This window comes from Saliniramus fredricksonii (assembly GCF_900094735.1).
In the GTDB taxonomy this organism is placed as follows: domain Bacteria; phylum Pseudomonadota; class Alphaproteobacteria; order Rhizobiales; family Beijerinckiaceae; genus Saliniramus; species Saliniramus fredricksonii.
On the sequence record NZ_FMBM01000001.1, the window covers coordinates 610,276 to 626,709 of the forward strand.

At 65.1% G+C, this 16,434-nt stretch carries 16 protein-coding genes; 7 read left to right on the top strand and 9 right to left on the bottom strand.

All coding sequences use genetic code 11. The features are described 5' to 3' along the window. Positions 1–37: 37 nt before the first annotated feature. Entirely contained in the window at positions 38–823 is a 786-nt protein-coding gene (gene hisN, locus GA0071312_RS02780) for a histidinol-phosphatase (protein WP_074443524.1), read from the top strand. Between the two features lie 3 nt (positions 824–826). Here the strand turns inward: hisN and GA0071312_RS02785 are convergent, their stop codons facing one another. Then, positions 827–1,816 (bottom strand): alpha/beta fold hydrolase, encoded by a 990-nt coding sequence (locus GA0071312_RS02785; protein WP_074443525.1) that lies wholly within the window; start codon positions 1,814–1,816, stop codon positions 827–829. Between the two features lie 196 nt (positions 1,817–2,012). On the opposite strand from GA0071312_RS02785, the gene GA0071312_RS02790 reads away from it, so the two are divergent. Beyond that, positions 2,013–2,489: an Hsp20 family protein gene (locus GA0071312_RS02790; protein WP_074443526.1), complete on the top strand. Its 477-nt coding sequence runs from the start codon at positions 2,013–2,015 to the stop codon at positions 2,487–2,489. A gap of 132 nt (positions 2,490–2,621) precedes the next feature. Here GA0071312_RS02790 and GA0071312_RS02795 read toward each other — a convergent pair whose 3' ends face one another. The 4 genes from GA0071312_RS02795 to GA0071312_RS02810 form a co-directional block, all read right to left on the bottom strand. Continuing rightward, positions 2,622–3,473 carry an ABC transporter permease gene (locus GA0071312_RS02795; RefSeq protein ID WP_074443527.1) on the bottom strand — a complete coding sequence of 284 codons (852 nt, stop codon included), beginning with the start codon at positions 3,471–3,473 and terminating at the stop codon, positions 2,622–2,624. Between the two features lie 14 nt (positions 3,474–3,487). Then, entirely contained in the window at positions 3,488–4,783 is a 1,296-nt protein-coding gene (locus GA0071312_RS02800) for an ABC transporter permease (RefSeq protein WP_238947064.1), read from the bottom strand. Positions 4,784–4,888: 105 nt separating this feature from the next. Further along, positions 4,889–5,995: an ABC transporter substrate-binding protein gene (locus GA0071312_RS02805; RefSeq protein ID WP_238947065.1), complete on the bottom strand. Its 1,107-nt coding sequence runs from the start codon at positions 5,993–5,995 to the stop codon at positions 4,889–4,891. Between the two features lie 157 nt (positions 5,996–6,152). After that, positions 6,153–7,262: an ABC transporter ATP-binding protein gene (locus tag GA0071312_RS02810; protein ID WP_238947066.1), complete on the bottom strand. Its 1,110-nt coding sequence runs from the start codon at positions 7,260–7,262 to the stop codon at positions 6,153–6,155. A gap of 406 nt (positions 7,263–7,668) precedes the next feature. Between GA0071312_RS02810 and GA0071312_RS02815 the strand changes: the two genes are divergently transcribed. After that, the gene (locus GA0071312_RS02815; RefSeq protein ID WP_074443529.1) at positions 7,669–8,835 is read left to right on the top strand and encodes an ATP phosphoribosyltransferase regulatory subunit; all 1,167 of its coding nucleotides are present in this window, start codon (positions 7,669–7,671) and stop codon (positions 8,833–8,835) included. Next, positions 8,832–9,809, top strand: coding sequence for an ATP phosphoribosyltransferase (hisG, locus tag GA0071312_RS02820; RefSeq protein ID WP_074443530.1), 978 nt, complete (start codon positions 8,832–8,834; stop codon positions 9,807–9,809). Before GA0071312_RS02815 ends, hisG begins: the two co-directional genes overlap by 4 nt. Positions 9,810–9,973: 164 nt before the next feature. Here hisG and GA0071312_RS02825 read toward each other — a convergent pair whose 3' ends face one another. Beyond that, positions 9,974–10,549 (bottom strand): hypothetical protein, encoded by a 576-nt coding sequence (locus tag GA0071312_RS02825; RefSeq protein WP_165603939.1) that lies wholly within the window; start codon positions 10,547–10,549, stop codon positions 9,974–9,976. 347 nt (positions 10,550–10,896) lie between these two features. Next, positions 10,897–11,604 carry a metal-dependent hydrolase gene (locus tag GA0071312_RS02830; protein WP_074443532.1) on the bottom strand — a complete coding sequence of 236 codons (708 nt, stop codon included), beginning with the start codon at positions 11,602–11,604 and terminating at the stop codon, positions 10,897–10,899. Positions 11,605–11,783: 179 nt separating this feature from the next. Here GA0071312_RS02830 and ruvX point away from each other — a divergent pair, with 179 nt between their 5' ends. Next, positions 11,784–12,323, top strand: a complete 540-nt coding sequence (ruvX, locus tag GA0071312_RS02835) for a Holliday junction resolvase RuvX (RefSeq protein ID WP_074443533.1) — start codon at positions 11,784–11,786, stop codon at positions 12,321–12,323. Between the two features lie 24 nt (positions 12,324–12,347). Here the strand turns inward: ruvX and ptsN are convergent, their stop codons facing one another. Next, a complete protein-coding gene (gene ptsN, locus GA0071312_RS02840) occupies positions 12,348–12,809 on the bottom strand; it encodes a PTS IIA-like nitrogen regulatory protein PtsN (protein WP_420819946.1) in 462 nt (153 codons plus the stop codon). Positions 12,810–12,915: 106 nt separating this feature from the next. Beyond that, positions 12,916–13,509, bottom strand: coding sequence for a ribosome hibernation-promoting factor, HPF/YfiA family (gene hpf, locus GA0071312_RS02845; RefSeq protein WP_074443535.1), 594 nt, complete (start codon positions 13,507–13,509; stop codon positions 12,916–12,918). A 270-nt stretch (positions 13,510–13,779) separates the two neighbouring features. On the opposite strand from hpf, the gene GA0071312_RS02850 reads away from it, so the two are divergent. After that, the gene (locus tag GA0071312_RS02850) at positions 13,780–14,988 is read left to right on the top strand and encodes a 4-hydroxybenzoate 3-monooxygenase (protein WP_074443536.1); all 1,209 of its coding nucleotides are present in this window, start codon (positions 13,780–13,782) and stop codon (positions 14,986–14,988) included. Between the two features lie 7 nt (positions 14,989–14,995). After that, positions 14,996–16,363 (top strand): lyase family protein, encoded by a 1,368-nt coding sequence (locus tag GA0071312_RS02855; RefSeq protein WP_074444164.1) that lies wholly within the window; start codon positions 14,996–14,998, stop codon positions 16,361–16,363. The last annotated feature ends 71 nt before the right edge of the window (positions 16,364–16,434 follow it).

Here is a 16,434-nt window from a genome sequence, read left to right on the forward strand (position 1 = left end):
GGCGTGCCGGCGTGCGCTCGAAGAAAGGATGGCCAGCATGAGCCTGATCGAATTTTCCAGTTTCGTGTCCGATCTTGCGACACATTCCGGGCGCGCGATCCTGCCCTTCTTCCGCACGGCGCTGTCGGTCGGCGACAAATCGTCGGGCGCTGATTTCGATCCCGTGACCGAAGCCGATCGCGCCGGCGAATCGGTCATGCGGCACATGATCAGGCAGCATTTTCCGGGTCACGGCATCATCGGCGAGGAATTCGGTTCCGAGAACGACGAGGCCGAATACGTCTGGGTGCTCGATCCGATCGACGGCACCCGCGCCTTCATGTCGGGCCTGCCGCTCTGGGGCACCCTGATCGGGCTGACGCACCATGGCAAGCCCGGTTTCGGGATGATGCACCAGCCATTCATCGGCGAGCGCTTCTCCGGCGATGGCGGTGCAGCGCATTATCAAGGACCGCATGCCTCCCGCACGCTGATCACCCGCGACTGCCCGGATATCGGCGGCGCTACCCTCATGGCGACGACGCCCGACATGTTCACCGGCAATGCGGCCGATGCCTTCGCCCGGGTCCAGGCGAAAGCCCGCCTGACGCGGTTCGGCTGTGATTGCTACGCCTATTGCATGGTGGCTGCCGGGCATGTCGATCTCGTCATCGAAAACGGGCTCAAACCCTATGACATCGTGGCGCTGATCCCGATCATCGAGGGTGCGGGCGGCATCGTTACCAGCTGGGACGGGGGCGATCCGACCAGGGGCGGGGCGATCATCGCAGCCGGTGATCGGCGCGTGCATGAACAGGCGCTGGCACTGCTCGCGGGGCGTTGAGGGTCAGACCGCGCCGACCGCCGGCCCGGCCCGCGCCGGGCTGCTCTCGCCCGGATGCGTGCCGGGAATGAAGGCGTCGAAGGCAGCGAAGAGCTGATCGCGGATCTGATCGCGCTCCATCAGGATCTCGTGGCGCGCGCCGGGTATGACGATCACGCCGCCGCCCTTGAGCCCCTGGCCGAAACGCTCCGTGGCCCGGGTATCGACAATCGCATCGGCTCCGGCGCCGATGATCAGGGTCGGAATGCGGATATCCAGCGCCGCACGCGGTTCCTGCAATTGCGCCATGAGCCTGAAGGCCGCGGCGACCCAGCCGATGGTCGGCTCGCCGATGGCGCCGTCGCCCAGAGCCGATGCAAGATCGGCATTGCGGGCATAGCGCTCGGGATCGCTGGTGAGCGGATTGCCGTCGAAGGGGCGGGTTGTTTGCGAGGTGGCGCCACCGCCGGGAATCCACAAGCGCCCGAGGCCGAGCCCCGCAACCGCCCGCGCCATCACGGCTGTGCGCCGCGGTGAGCCCAGACGCGCGATCCCGAGCATCGGTGCGCAGAGTACCATCCGTTCGAAAGGCGACATGCCCCGCCGCGCCATGTCGAGGGCGATGGCACCGCCCATGGAATGGGCGAGGGCGAAGAACGGGCGCGGACACAGGCGCTCCAGAACGCGCTCCCGGATCGCGAGCATGTCACGGTGGAAGTGCCGGAAACTCCCGATATGGCCCTTCCTGGCCTGGCGCAAGGCCCGGTAGGAGCGCCCCTGGCCCCGCCAGTCGAAGGTGACGACGGCAAAGCCGCGCGCCAGCAGGTCTGCCACGGTCTCGCAATATTTCTCGATGAATTCGGCCCGCCCCTGCAGGATGCAGACCGTGCCCAGCGGCTCCTCGCATCGCGCCGGCCAGTAGACCGCGCGCAAGGGCGCGCCATCGCGCGCGGTCACGCGCATCACCTGCCCGCCATCGGGGATCGTATTCGACGCGGTTTCGACGAGCTGCATCACAACCTCCGTGGACAGGCTTAATCCAGGCCGGCGGCGCGGTCCAGCGGATCGTGGGCAGCCGACCGTCGCGCTCTTGAAATGCGGATTTACGGTTCCCACCTCACGATCAGCGTCGGCCATGATGGCGGCGCGGACAACCGATCCGGCCATTCGGCGGATCATTCAAACGCATGTTGCTCAAGGAGAATGTGCCATGAGACAGTTCGACCTGTCCCCGCTTTATCGCAACACCGTCGGTTTCGACCGGCTGTTTTCCGCCCTCGACCAGTTCGCCGGTGTCGAGAGCGCGCCGACCTATCCGCCCTACAATATCGAGCGCACCAGCGAGAACGATTACCGCATCAGCGTCGCGGTGGCCGGCTTCACGCAGGATGACCTGACCATCGAGGTCAAGGAGCATGTGCTCGCGATCCGTGGCGCGAAGCAGGAAAGCGAGACCACTCGCAAGGCCGAGATGCTGCATCAGGGCATCGCCGCGCGCTCCTTCGAGCGTCGCTTCCAGCTCGCCGACGGCGTTCAGGTGCGGGGTGCCAGCCTCGAAAACGGGCTCCTGCATGTCGATCTCGTCCGCGAGATCCCGGAAGCCAAGAAGCCACGCCTGATCCCGATCGGGGGCGAGACCGGAACGCGCACGATCGACGCGCAGAAGGATGAGGCGCAAGCGGCCTGAGGCCGCGATGCGGCGTCCGACGCCTCAACGCGAGAAAGGTCCGGCTCGTTCACCACGGGCCGGGCTTTTTGTCTGGCGATCTCCGAAATACCGAATCGTCTGATCAGGCCAGCGACCGGGTGGACGCGTGTCTCATCGTAACGTTACCCCCCGGATCCGTTCCGAGCGGCGGCGCAGCAGCTCGATCGTGGTGAGCAGCGCGATCGACAGCGCCACGAGAATTGTCGCCACGGCGAGAATCGTCGGGCTGATCTGCTCGCGGATACCCGACCACATCTCGCGCGGGATGGTGCGCTGCTCGACGCCGGCGACGAAGAGCACGATCACGATCTCGTCGAAAGAGGTGATGAAGGCAAACAGCGCGCCCGAGATCACGCCGGGCAGGATCAGCGGCATGGTGATCTTGAAGAAGGCGTAACTGGGCGAGGCGCCGAGATTCGAGGCCGCCCGCGTGAGGGAATGGTCGAACCCGACCAGCGTCGCCGTCACCGTGATCACCACGAAGGGTGTGCCGAGCGCAGTATGGGCCAGAATCACGCCGGGGAAGGTCTGGGCCAGACCGATCGAGGAGAAGAAGAAGAACATCCCCGCCGCCGAAATGATCAGCGGCACGATCATCGGGGAAATCAGGATCCCCATGATCAGCCCCTTGTAGGGCATGTGCGGACGGCTGAGCCCCAGCGCGGCCAGGGTGCCGAGCGTCGTCGCCAGAATGGTGGAGGCGATGCCGATGAGGAAGGAGTTCTGGATCGAGCGCATCCAGCTCTCCGAGGTGAACAGATCCTCGTACCAGCGCAGGGAATAGCCCGCCGGGTCGAAGGTCAGCATCTCGCGCGAGAACGTGAAATAGGGCTGCGAATTGAAACTCAGCGGGACCATGATGATGATCGGCGCGATCAGGAAGAAGAAGATCAGACCGCAGATGACCCGGAACGTGTAGTACCAGATGCGCTCGCCGCGCGTGGCGTAGGAGGGCAGTGCCATGGCTTCGTCTCCCCTCAGCCGAGTTTCAGGTTGTCGGCGCCGACAAGGCGGTTATAGGCCCAGTAGAGCACCAGAACGCCGAGCAGCAGAATCGTCCCGAGTGCGGCCGCGAGGCCCCAGTTCAGTGATTGCTGCATGTGTCGCGCAATCTCGTTCGAGATCATCCGGCCCGACTGGCCGCCGACGAGGGCGGGGGTGATGTAGTAGCCGATCGAGATGATGAAGACGAGCACCGCGCCGGCACCGATTCCCGGCAGCGTCTGGGGCAGATAGACCTTGCGGAACGCCGTGAATGGCGTGGCCCCGAGGCTCTTGGCCGCGCGCATGTAGGAGGGCGGGATCGTGCGCATCACCGAATAGAGCGGCAGCACCATGAACGGCAGCAGGATATGCGTCATCGCGATGATGGTGCCGAACATGTTGTACATCAGGGAGAATCGCCCGTCCTCACCAATGATGCCGACGGCAATCAGCGATTCGTTGATCACTCCCTGCTGCTGCAGGAGCACGATCCAGGCCGTGGTGCGCACCAGCAGTGAGGTCCAGAACGGCAACAGGACGAAGATCATCAAGAGGTTCGAATAGCGCATCGGCAGGATCGACATGTAATAGGCGATCGGAAAGCCGAGCAGAATCGTCAGCACCGTGATCGTGATCGACAGTCCCAGCGTGCGGATATAGAGATCCGTGTAGATCCGCCGGTTTTCGTCGCGCAGCTCGATTTCGCCCTCGTCATTGAACTGACGGTCGAGCGCGGCGACGTAATAGGCGCTCGTCAGCGGTCGACCCTCGCGCTCGATCACGCGCCAGAGCGCGACATCGCCCCAAAGCCGGTGCGAATCGAGGAAGGCTTCCTTGTAAGGCGGTTCAAAATCGGGAACCTTGCGCACAGTGCGTGCGACAGCGCCGCGGGCAGCGGACAATTCATAATTCAGGCGCACGCCGAGCGGCCCGGAAAACTGATCGCGGCGCGGACGTTCCATGTCACGGCGAAAATCGGCGGCGAGGGCGGCATAGACCTCTTCGCCGGGAAGCTCTTCGCCATCCCACCCCTGAAGCGCCTCGAGCGTCTGCGGTAGCGCGTTGACGACCTGCGGGTTGTCGACGCTGCGCCACATCATCTGACCAATGGGGAAGATGAAGACGACGAGAAGGAAAAGCAGCAGCGGCAAGACCAGAGCGAGGGCCATCAGCTTGCGCTGGCGCTCGGCCCGTTTCAGGCTCAGCTTGAGAGGGACGCCATCCGCCGTGACCATCTGGCCGGAAGCATCCTGCATCAGATCGGCATTTCCTGCATCAGCCTGTGCCATGCATCTCGTCTCCACCGGTCGCATTCATGCGTGCGATCACGCTTGTTCTTGATGGGTGGGGGCGCGCGAACGCCCCCACCTGAAAGTCGGATCGGGCGACAAGCCTTACTGGAGCATCCAGTTGGCGAAACGCTCGCGCAGCTCATCGCCGTAATCGGTCCAGAAATCGTTATCGAGAACGATCGGCGAATAGTAGTTGTCCGGATTGGTCGGCATGTGCTCGTTCATGTCGATCCCGAGATCGGCATGCTCGCCCACGAGAGGTGCGGAAGACGCACGCGCCGGGCCGTAGGAGATGAACTTGGCCTGATCCGCCAGACGCTGCGTGTCGGTGGCGTAATAGAGATAGTCCATCACGGCATCGACGTTATCGCCGTCAGCCGGAACCACCCAGCCGTCCCACTCGACGATCTGGCCGTCCCAGATAATGTCGAAAGGCTGGCCCTCGACCTGCGCGGCATTGAAGATACGGCCATTATAACCGGTCGCCATCACGACTTCCTCGTCAGCGAGGAGCTGGGGAGCCTGGGCACCCTCGGTCCAGAAGACGATGTGTTCCTTGATGGTGTCGAGCTTGGCGAAGGCGCGGTCCTGGCCCTCCGGCGTGGCGAGCACGTCATAGATATCCTCCGGCGCAACGCCATCGGCATAGAGTGCCCATTCGAGGTTCGTGCCCGGACGATCCTGCAGCGCGCGGCGGCCCGGATAGTTCTCGACATCAAACAGCGCCTCGATCGCATCGGGCTGCGCGTCTTCGGGGAACAGGTCGGTGTTATAGGCGAGAATCGTGGAATACACGATCTGCGGGATGAAGCACTCACCCAGCGAGCCCGGGAGGAAATCCTCGCTGGCAGGGGTGCCGTCCGGTGCCGGGGCAAGCATTTCGTCGTGATCGATCGGCAGGATGATACCTTCGTCGCAGGCGAGCTGCGCGTCGGAAGGCAGCATGTCGACGAGATCCCAGGTCACGTTGCCGGCCTGGGACTGGGCACGAAGACCCGCCAATGCATTGGCCGAACCGTCATCATTGATGATCTCGACATTCGGATTTTCTTCCATATAGGGCTCGTGATAGGCGCGCACCTGGCTCTCGGTATAGGCGCCGCCCCAGGAGACGATGGTGAGGTTGACCGGCTCCTGCGCATATGCACCCGCCGAGATCGCCGCCGCAGCGACGCCGCCGGCAAGAATCGAAAGTTTCTTCATGGACATACAGTTTCTCCCAGTCCTGTGTTGGGGAGCGCTTCAGGAGCGCTCCGCGCCGGTACGGCAGTCATCCGCCATCCGGCCTTCCTTGCGGGGCCACGCGAAAGACGCGGGCCGCCTGCCGAGCGGACCCGACGGGCCCGCCTGATCCGCCGCGCGCGCATCAAGCATCCAGCGCGCGGCAATCCTGCGTGATCCAGCCGATACGCACCTTCGCACCACGCGCCAGATCGGGGCTGTGCGAGGAATTCGGCACCTTGACGATGAACTCGTCATTGCCGCAGACCTTCACCCGGGTGCGGATATGGTCGCCGAGATAGATCAGCTCACGCACCTCGGCCTCGAAGACGTTGTCGAGATCGGCGCTGCCCTCCGGCGCGATCACCACGCGCTCGGGACGCAGCGACAGCGTCGTGCGATCCCCCACTGCGCCGACATTGACCCTGAGCGCGGTAACCTTGTCGCCATTGTCGAGCACGACCTTGCAGGTATCCCCGTCGATCGCCTCGACCTTGCCCATGAGCTTGTTGTTTTCGCCGATGAAGGCGGCGACGAAGGCGTTTTCCGGGCGCTCGTAGAGAGCCGGCGGTGATGCCAGCTGCTGCACCACGCCGTCATTGAAGACCGCGATGCGGTTCGACATGGTCAATGCCTCGGTCTGGTCATGGGTGACATAGACCACGGTGACGCCGAGCTGGTCGTGGATATGCTTGATCTCGTATTGCATCTGCTCGCGCAGGTTCTTGTCGAGCGCACCGAGCGGCTCGTCCATCAGGACGAGCTCCGGCTCGAAGACCAGCGCACGGGCCACGGCAACACGCTGCTGCTGGCCACCCGAGAGCTGCGCCGGCATGCGCGCGCCGAAATCCGAGAGCTCGACCATGTCGAGGGCGCGTTGCACCCGCGCTTCGACATCCGCCTTGCCCATCTTGCGAACCCGCAGCGGGAAGGCCAGGTTTTCCGCCACCGTCATATGCGGGAAAAGCGCATAATTCTGGAACACCATGCCGATGCCGCGCTTGTGCGGGGCGACATTGTCGATGCGCTGGCCGTCGAGCCGGATCTCGCCAAAGGTCGCGGATTCGAAGCCCGCGAGCATCATCAGACACGTCGTCTTTCCCGAACCAGACGGCCCGAGCATCGTGAGAAACTCACCGCGCGCAATGTCGAGGTTGAGATTTTTGACGACGAGTGTCTCGCCATCATAGCTTTTCTGCACGTTGTCAAAGCAGACGTGACCCGAACCAGTCACTCCGTCAGCAGTTTTCAGCACTGTGGACACGCTCCCTCTGTTGCCCGACCAATCGAAAACCGGGCTGCGCGTTTCTTGGCCTTATCCTTCACGATCCTCTTCTTTCCCGCAACCCCCGAATTCGATTTTCTTCACCGCAACGTCACACGGGCGCCATGATTCGGCCCTGCATTCCGGCATGCTCGAAAAACAGGCAAATCCATAAATTGCTGAAAATTATCACAAAATCCGAAACCTTCGGCGCCCCACCGGCTTCCGCACGGGCAGTCTGCCGCACCCGACCCGATGTGCAATTTCGCGGATGATTGCACTGCGTTTACGGTTTCGTGCTATAGGCTGCGCCGCGCGCGGCTTGCGGCTCGCAGTGCCGGCGTCAGGTGCGCGGCGCAGCCGGAAGCGAGACAACGAGACCAGAACGGAAGTGACGATGTCCGAACAGATACGCGCCGGCGACATGCTGATGGCGCTGTTTACCGGCGCCGGTTACACGGCGATCGAGCCGCCGGTCCTGCAACCGGCGGAACTGTTTCTCGACCTCTCCGGCGAAGAGATGCGCCGACGCATGTTCGTGACCCTCGACGCCAACGGCAACGAATTGTGCCTGCGGCCCGAATATACCATTCCCGTCTGCCGCGCGCATCTCGCCGCGTCACCCACCGACGCGGCCCCGGCGCAATATTGCTATCGTGGCCCGGTCTTTCGCCTGCGTGCGGGAGAGACCGGAGAGTTCCAGCAGGCCGGGGTGGAATCGATCGGACGCCGGGACATCGCCGCCACCGACGCGGAAATGCTCGGTCTTGCGACCGAGGCGCTCGACCGTCTGGGCATCGCACCGCAACGGATTGCCCTGGGCGATGTCGGCCTGCTCGAAGCTCTGCTCACGGTCCTCGACATACCCGCCGCCGCCAGGGCCCGGCTGATGCGCGCCATCGTCGCCGGCGAGGGTCCCGCCGCACTCGCGGAGCCTGAGGAAACGGATGAGGCCGAGAGCGGCGCGATGCGGCATGCGGGCCTGCTCGCCGCACTCGCCGGGCAGGATCCGGAAGCGGCACGCGCCTTCGTCGAGGACGTGCTCTCGATCGCCGGCATCACCTCCGTCGGCGGGCGCAGCGCCGGGGATATCGCCCGGCGCTTCCTCGCCCGCGCCGGTCGCCATGGCGGCGATATCGCCCCCGAAGCCCGGGCCGTGCTGCGGCGCTATCTCGCCATTGCCGGCAATCCGGATGCGGCGGCTGCGCAAATACGCGCGCTCGCCGCCGATGCGGGACTCGCCATGGATTGTGCACTCGATCTGTTCGAAGAGCGCAACGGTTTCCTGGCCGCGCACGGGATCGATCCTGCGCAACTCGGCTTTCGCGCCGATTTCGCGCGTAATCTCGATTATTATACCGGGTTCATCTTCGATATCGCAGCCGATCCCGACCCGGCGGCCAGACCGCTCGTCGGTGGCGGTCGCTACGACCGGCTGGCGCGCCATCTCGATCCCTGGCAGTCGCTGCCGGCGATCGGCTGCGCGTTCTGGCTCGATCGCATCGCCGCCTGCCGTGCCGGCACTGCTGCGGTCGACGCATCCGTTCAGGGAGAGACAGCATGAGTGCCGCACCGCTCGTCATCGCCGTGCCTTCCAAGGGACGGCTGCAGGAAAACGCCACGGCGTTCTTCGCCCGCGCCGGTCTCGAATTCGCCAAGGCGCGCGGTTCGCGCGGTTATCGCGGCACGGTCAAGGGCATGCCGGAGGTGGAAATCGCCTTTCTCTCGGCCTCCGAAATCGTCGGCCATCTGGTCCGCGGCGAGGTGCATTTCGGCATCACCGGTGAGGATCTGATCCGCGAGCAGGCGTCTGATGCCGATAACGACATCGCGCTGATCACGCCGCTCGGTTTCGGCCACGCCAATGTTGTCGTCGCCGCGCCGCAGGCGTGGATCGACGTCTCGGGCATGGCCGATCTGGATGAGGTCGCTGTCGATCTGCGCAGCCGCCAGGGCCGCAAGATGCGCGTCGCCACCAAATACGTGAACCTGACCCGCAGCTTTTTTGCTCGCCACGGCATCGCCGATTATCGCATCGTCGAATCACTGGGTGCCACGGAGGGCACACCGGCCTCCGGGGCGGCGGAGATCATCGTCGATATCACCACCACCGGCGCGACGCTTGCCGCGAATGCGCTCAAGGTGCTCGATGACGGGGTGATCCTGCGTTCACAGGCCAATCTCGCCGCCTCACTGCGCGCCCCCTGGAGCGAAGCCGCGCGGGCGGCGGCGCGCGCCGTCCTGACCCGGATCGCGGCGCAGGAGGAAGCCCGCCGGGTGCGCGAGGTCCGCACGCTGGTGCCGCAGGAACGGCGCGCCGCCGTTGCCGCCGCAGCGAATGCCTTCGAGGCGCATCTGCTTTCGGCACCTGATGCCGCCGAACTGGTGATGCATTGCGAGGTCGGGCACGTCTTCGCCGTCACCGATGCCCTGGCAGCCGCCGGCGCGCGCGACATGACCGTGCGCAGCCTCGACTATGTCTTTCGCGCGCATAATCCGCTCCAGGCCCGCCTCGACAAGCGACTCCCGGTACTCTGACCACCGCGCGGCTGACCAGTTCCCGGCAAGAAAAAGGCCGCTCCGGGGGAAGGAGCGGCCTCGACAGGGCGATGATCAGATCGGGGGAAGCGATCACCGCTTGGGGAAGAGAAGCCCGCATGTCGCGACCTTCATGCAGGTTACGGCAATCTCATCAGCGCGGATCACACGGAATCGGGAAAAATCGCAAGGGCGCCAAAAAACGCGGAAGCGCCGGCTGTCGAGATTTCGGCGGGAAGCGGCATCGCCCGGGACACCCTGACTTCCGGCATCAGCGGAGCCGGAACGTCGAAGCCCTCACGGGCGGGAGCGGCGGTCTTCGCAGTCATGGCGTAACCGGCGCTGATGCCGACAAGCAGCGCCGTCATCAGCAGCATCCGCATGCGATTGTCGTTGGCCGCCTTGTCGTCGCGGGGAAAGGGTTGAGCCGGCGTGAAAGCCTGCAGATCCGTACCGCCGACGGGGATGATCGCGCCGGAGGGAATCGCCGGCAACACGTTTGCCGCGCCGCGTTCATGCGCAATGTCGGTTGCGGCCCGACGCTGCGGCAACTGCCCACGTGCCCTGGCGAGCGCACGGGCCTGTCGCGCCAGACGCCATGCCCGCCGTGTCGCATCTTCACCGGGATGAGCATCCTCGCCGCCGCCATCGGCCTGTGCCTGGACCGCGCGCGCCATCGCCGCAGCGGCCATTTCGCGCGCACCCAGGGCAAGCACGCAATCGGCATCATCCGTTTGCAAGACGTCTGCGGCCGCTTGCGGAGTGCCTGCGGCCGCTTGCGAAGTGCCTGCGGCCGCTTGCGAAGTGCCTGCGGCCGCTTGCGAAGTGCCTGCGGCCGATCCCAACGGCGGGAATGACCCGCCCGGGGGGATCCCCCGCGTCCCGCTCAGATCGAGCGTCAGCCACCCGACCTGCGAGATGGCCCGCTCATCGATGGCAATGCTGTGCCTTTTGGCATTCTCTCCGGAATCCGGCGTCGAATCGGCAATCACCCGCGCACCCGTAAGGTTAATCAAGCGTTAACGCGGACTATGCGCAGATCGTCGCATCTGCGCCAGTCGCGATTGCCGATTATGGTTAACGGGCGTTAATTGTCTATCCGCACCGGCATGTTTTTTTGGCCGACCACAACCTGTATGCCGCTGCCCTCCATCGCCGCGACGAACCCGTCAGCATCCTGCGCGATGATCGGAAACGAGCCGTAATGGCAGGGAATCGCCACCCTGGCCCGGGAGAAATACCGCTTCATGGCGAGTGCCGCCGTGGTTGCATCCATGGTGAACCGGTCGCCGATCGGGACGATGACCACATCCGGCTGGTGCAATTCGGCGATCAGGGCCATGTCGCCGAAGATATCCGTATCACCCATGTGATAGACGGTCGGCTCGCCCGGCGCCTTGACGACGAGGCCCGCCGAGGGGCCAAGCGGGAAGTTCACATCCGTCTCCACCATGCCGGCGGAATGATCGGCGCGCACCATGGTGACGCGGAAACCGCCCTGATCCGTGGTGCCGCCGAGATTCATCGGGTCGAAGTTCTCGATACCCTGCTTGGCCAGATACATGCACAATTCGAAACTGGTAACGATCTTTGCCCCCGTGCGCTGCGCGATGGCCGGCGCATCGCCGACATGGTCGCCATGGCCATGCGTGATCAGGATGTGGGTGGTGCCCTCGCCCGCCTTCTCGGCATCGCCCTCGAAAGCGGGATTGCCGGTGAAGAAGGGGTCGATCAGGATGTTGTTCTCGCCGAATTCCAGACGAAAGGCCGAATGGCCGTACCAGGTGATCTTCATGGCTCGCATATCCTCCGTGTTTGACTTAAACAAGCGGCGCAACGCCTTTTCCTTTCCGGATCGCACGTGATGCCCGCCCGTATCGACCAGACGCCACCGCACCCTGCGCAACGCCACAGCAAGGCTTGCGTTTCATCCGGCTTCACACGTCCTGATTCGGCGCGTGCGGAGCGGCTCCCATGACAGTGGCGCTCGAAGGGCTCATCGGCAAGCTTCCCCGTTACGGGCGTCTGATCGGCATCGATCTGGGCACGAAGACGATCGGCCTCGCCCTCTCGGATGTCGAGCGGCGCATCGCCTCGCCGCTGGAGACGCTCAAACGCGGCAAGTTCACCCGGGATGCGGCGGAAATCGCCAGGATCGTGACGCGTTTCGATGTGGCGGCCATCGTCGTCGGTCTGCCGCTCAACATGGATGGCAGCGCCGGCCCGCGCGCACAATCGACGCAGAGCTTCATGCGCAATCTCGAAGGCGTGATCGCCTGCCCGATCGTGGGCTGGGACGAGCGGCTCTCCACGATGGCGGTGACGCGCACCCTGCTCGAAGCGGATGCCTCGCGGGCGCGGCGCGGCCAGCTCGTCGACAAGCTCGCCGCCAGCTATATCCTGCAAGGGGCGATCGACCGGCTGAATCTGCTCGAAGATGCCCGCACCCAGGAAGCTGATCGAGCAGCGGATCAGGCGACGAACGTCGACGGCGAGGATCCGGACCGCGAATGAGGCGCAGCGCGCCCTGTTGCGGCCTCAGGCCGCCTGTGACGCAGCGTTCTCCATCAGCACGGCATAGATCGCATCACCATCGGTCGCGGCACGCAGGCGCTCCAGCACGCCGGGATGACGCAGCACGCGGGCGATGCGCGCCAGTGCCTTGAGATGATCCGCACCCGCAGCCTCGGGGGCCAGCAGCAGAAACAGGAAATCCACCGGCATGCCGTCGATCGCCTCGAAATCGATGGGCTTCTCGAGGCGTGCGACGAGACCGAAGAGCTTGTCGATATCGGCCAGCTTGCCATGGGGAATGGCAATGCCCTCCCCGATCCCGGTCGAGCCGAGGCGCTCGCGCTGGAGCAGCGTCTCGAAGATGTCATGCGCATCCAGCCCGGTGAGACGAGCCGCATGGGCGCTGATCTCCTGGAGCGCTTGTTTCTTGCCGTTGGCCTTGAGGGCCGGCATCACGGCTTCGGACGACAGGATCTCAAGAAGCATGACGTTCATCAGGCTCTGTCACGACGGGGGCACGCGCATGACCGCGCAGAAACACGCTTCGCGTCATGAAGAGCCCCCTGATGTTTCGGTGAGGCCGATCACGGCCTCATGAATGCTCCGCCGGGGGATCGATCCAGCCGATCGCCCCGTCGGTGCGGCGGTAGACGATGTTGATCCGCCCGCTTCCTGCATGCTGAAACACCAAACAGGGGGCTCCTGTCAAATCAAGTTCGATCACGGCCTCGCTCACGGACTGATTCTTCAAGGACTTGGTTTCCTCGTGGATGACGACGGGATGGAATTCGCCCTCGGGCTCCTCGAATTCCTGTGAATCGTCGAATGGCGCCTCGATCACCGAATAGCTCGCCTTCATCATCTCGGCGGCCTTGCCGTTCTGCGAATAATCGCGCAGACGGCGCTTGTGGCGGCGCAGGCGCTTTTCGATGCGCTGGGCCGTCTGATCGAAGGCGGCATGGGCATCCATGGCGCTGCCCGTCGATTCGAGGGTGACGCCCGTGGCGAGATGCAGCACGCAATCGGTGCGGTAGCCGCTGCCTTCCGGCTCGATGGTGACATGCCCCGTCACGGCGACATTGCCATCGAAATACTTGGCCAAGGCCGCCTCGACACGCTCTTCGACATGCGCGCGCAGTGCGTCGCCGATATCCATGTTCTTGCCGGAAATACGAAGCGTCATCATGTCCCCCTGTTCTTGCGCGCGGCGGGCCGCCGCACCGGGTCTGGACCTTTAGAGGTAAGCAGCCCTGATCACGGCGTCAATCGACGCGGCGCGCCTTCCGATGCTGCGCTTGCGAAGGCGCCGCATCCGTCATGCCCTGCGCGCGCTGTGATTGACAGGGCTCGCGGCACGGCGGATGCTCAGCACAAAGCAAAAAGCCAACTGCAACAGATGGTTGATGAAAGGTTTCGCTGCTGGCCATTGCGGGAACTGTCGGCCAAGGGAGGGCGTATGACGCAACAGCCGCATCGCGAGCGCGTGCAGGTGGGAATCGTGGGAGCCGGCCCGGCAGGGCTGCTGCTCTCGCATCTGCTGGCGTTGGCGGGAATCGAATCGATCGTCGTCGAGACGAAATCACGCGCCCATCTGGAGCAGCGCATCCGCGCCGGTGTGCTCGAACACGAGACCGCTACCGTCCTGCGCGAGACCGGACTCGGTGCCCGCATGGATGGCGAGGGACTCGCGCATGACGGGCTGTTCCTGCAATTTGCAGGCGCGGCGCATCGCATCGATCTCAAGGCGCTCACCGGCAGGAACGTGATGGTCTACGGCCAGCATGAGGTGGTGAAGGATCTGATTGCCGCGCGGCTTGAAGACGGCGAGGTGATTCGCTTCGATTGCGCGGATGTCGCCGTGCGCGACATCGACACGGATCACCCCGCGATCCATTACAGCCGCGATGGCGCCATGCATGAGATCACCTGCGATTTCATTGCCGGCTGCGACGGGTTCCACGGCATCTGCCGCGCATCGATCCCGCCCGAGGCGCTGACGCTCTATGAGCGGGTCTATCCGTTCGGCTGGCTCGGTGTGCTCGCGCGGATACCGCCGGCTTCGCAAGAACTGATCTATGCCGCCCACGATGACGGATTCGCGCTGCTCTCCATGCGCTCGCCACAGATCAGCCGGCTCTATCTGCAATGCCCCCCGGATGCGGATGCGGCAGATTGGCCCGATGAACGGATCTGGGAGGCGCTCGATGCCCGGCTTGCCCGCTCCGACGGTTTCAGGCTCACCCCCGGCCCGATCCTGCAAAAGAGCGTCACCGCCATGCGCAGCTTCGTCTGCGAGCCGATGCGCTTCGGTCGCCTGCTGCTGGCCGGCGATGCCGCCCATATCGTGCCGCCGACCGGAGCCAAGGGCATGAACCTCGCCGTCGGCGATGTCCGGGTGATGGCCCGTGCGCTGGAGCGCTATTTTGCGCGTGGCGATGAAGAGGCGATCGCGGCCTATGGCCCGGCCTGTCTGCGCCGGATCTGGCGGGTGCAGCGTTTCTCCTGGTGGATGACGCAGATGCTGCATCGCTTCGAGGATGACAGCCCCTTCGACCGCCGCCGCCAGCTGGCCGAGCTCGATTACGTGGTCAATTCGCGCGCCGCCGCAACGACGCTGGCGGAGAATTACGCGGGCCTTCCCATGGATTGGGGAGATGGGCCATGATCGGCGCATGAGCTTTTCGCCCCTCGACAGCGCCCTGACCGGCCCACTCTTCGTCAGCCCCGCCATGCGCGCGGTGTTCGGCGACGAGGCGCGGCTTGCTGCGATGCTCGCCTTCGAGACAGCGCTGGCGCGTGCGCAGGCGGAGGCGGGAATCGCGGATGTCGCGCTCCCCGACGCGCTCTCCGCGATCACGCCAGCTGATTTCGACATGACGTCGCTCGGCGTGGAAACCGCGCTCGCCGGCGTGCCGGTAATCCCCTTCGTCAGACAGTTGCGCGAGATGCTCCCGCCGCCGCTCGCAAGTGATCTGCACAAGGGTGCGACCACGCAGGATGTGCTCGACACCGCCCTCGTCATCCAGATTCGCGACGCGCTCAAAGTGCTGGCGCCCGATCTCAAGGCGCTCGTCGAGGCGCTGCATCTGCGCGCGCAGGAACATGCGCACAGCCTTTGCGCCGGGCGGACTTACGGCCAGCATGCGGCGCCGGTGAGCTTCGGCTTCAAGCTGGCGATCTGGCTGGCCGGCATCTGCGATGCCCTTGATGCGCTCGACGCTGCCCGTCCGCAGGCGCTGCGCCTGTCGCTGGCCGGCCCGGTCGGAACGCTCGCGGGGATGGGGGGGCCCGATCAGGCTTTTGCGATTCGCGCGCGCATGGCGGAGAGCCTCGGCCTCACTGACACGCCGCTGCCCTGGCATGCACGACGGGGCGGGCTTGCGCGGCTGGCCGATGCGTTGCGGCAATTGCTCTCGGCGCTTGCGCATATGGCGGGGGATCTCGCGCATCTGGCTTCGACGGAGGTGGGCGAGATCGCCGAGCCGCACCAGCCCGGTCGCGGCGGCTCCTCCGCCATGCCGCATAAGCGAAACCCGGTCTCCTGCACGGTGATCCTCGCCGCTTCGCATCAAGCACGGGGCCTCGCTGACGCCTTCGACGAGGCCGCGATCGGCGCGCATGAGCGCCCGGCGGGTGCCTGGCACGGGGAGTGGCACGTGCTGCCGACGCTCCTCGGTCTCGCCTCCGGGGCCCTGCGCGAGGCGCGGGTGCTGGCCGAGCGGATGGAGATCGACGTCACGCGCATGCGCGCCAATCTCGACGCGACACGCGGCCTGCTCTTTGCCGACGCCGCGAGCGCGCTGCTGGCCCGCGACATGGGCACAGCGGAGGCCAAGGCGGCGGTGACCCGCGCCGCAGATCGCGTGCGCGCCGAACGGATCGATCTCATCGATGCGCTGAGCGCCGAGACGGGCCGCGACAGGGCCACCCTCGCCCCCGCCTTCTCCCCCGAGCCGGCCATCGCGGCAGCGGCGGCGCATATCCCGTTGCTGGAAGCGCCGGTGGCGCGGGCGCGGGCGCAGATCGACCGGCTCGGCTGAACCCTCCTGTCCCCCTCACGGCCCTCCCGCGCCCTTTCCGCCCCGTGCGCGAAAACCGCAAGGGCGTGCGC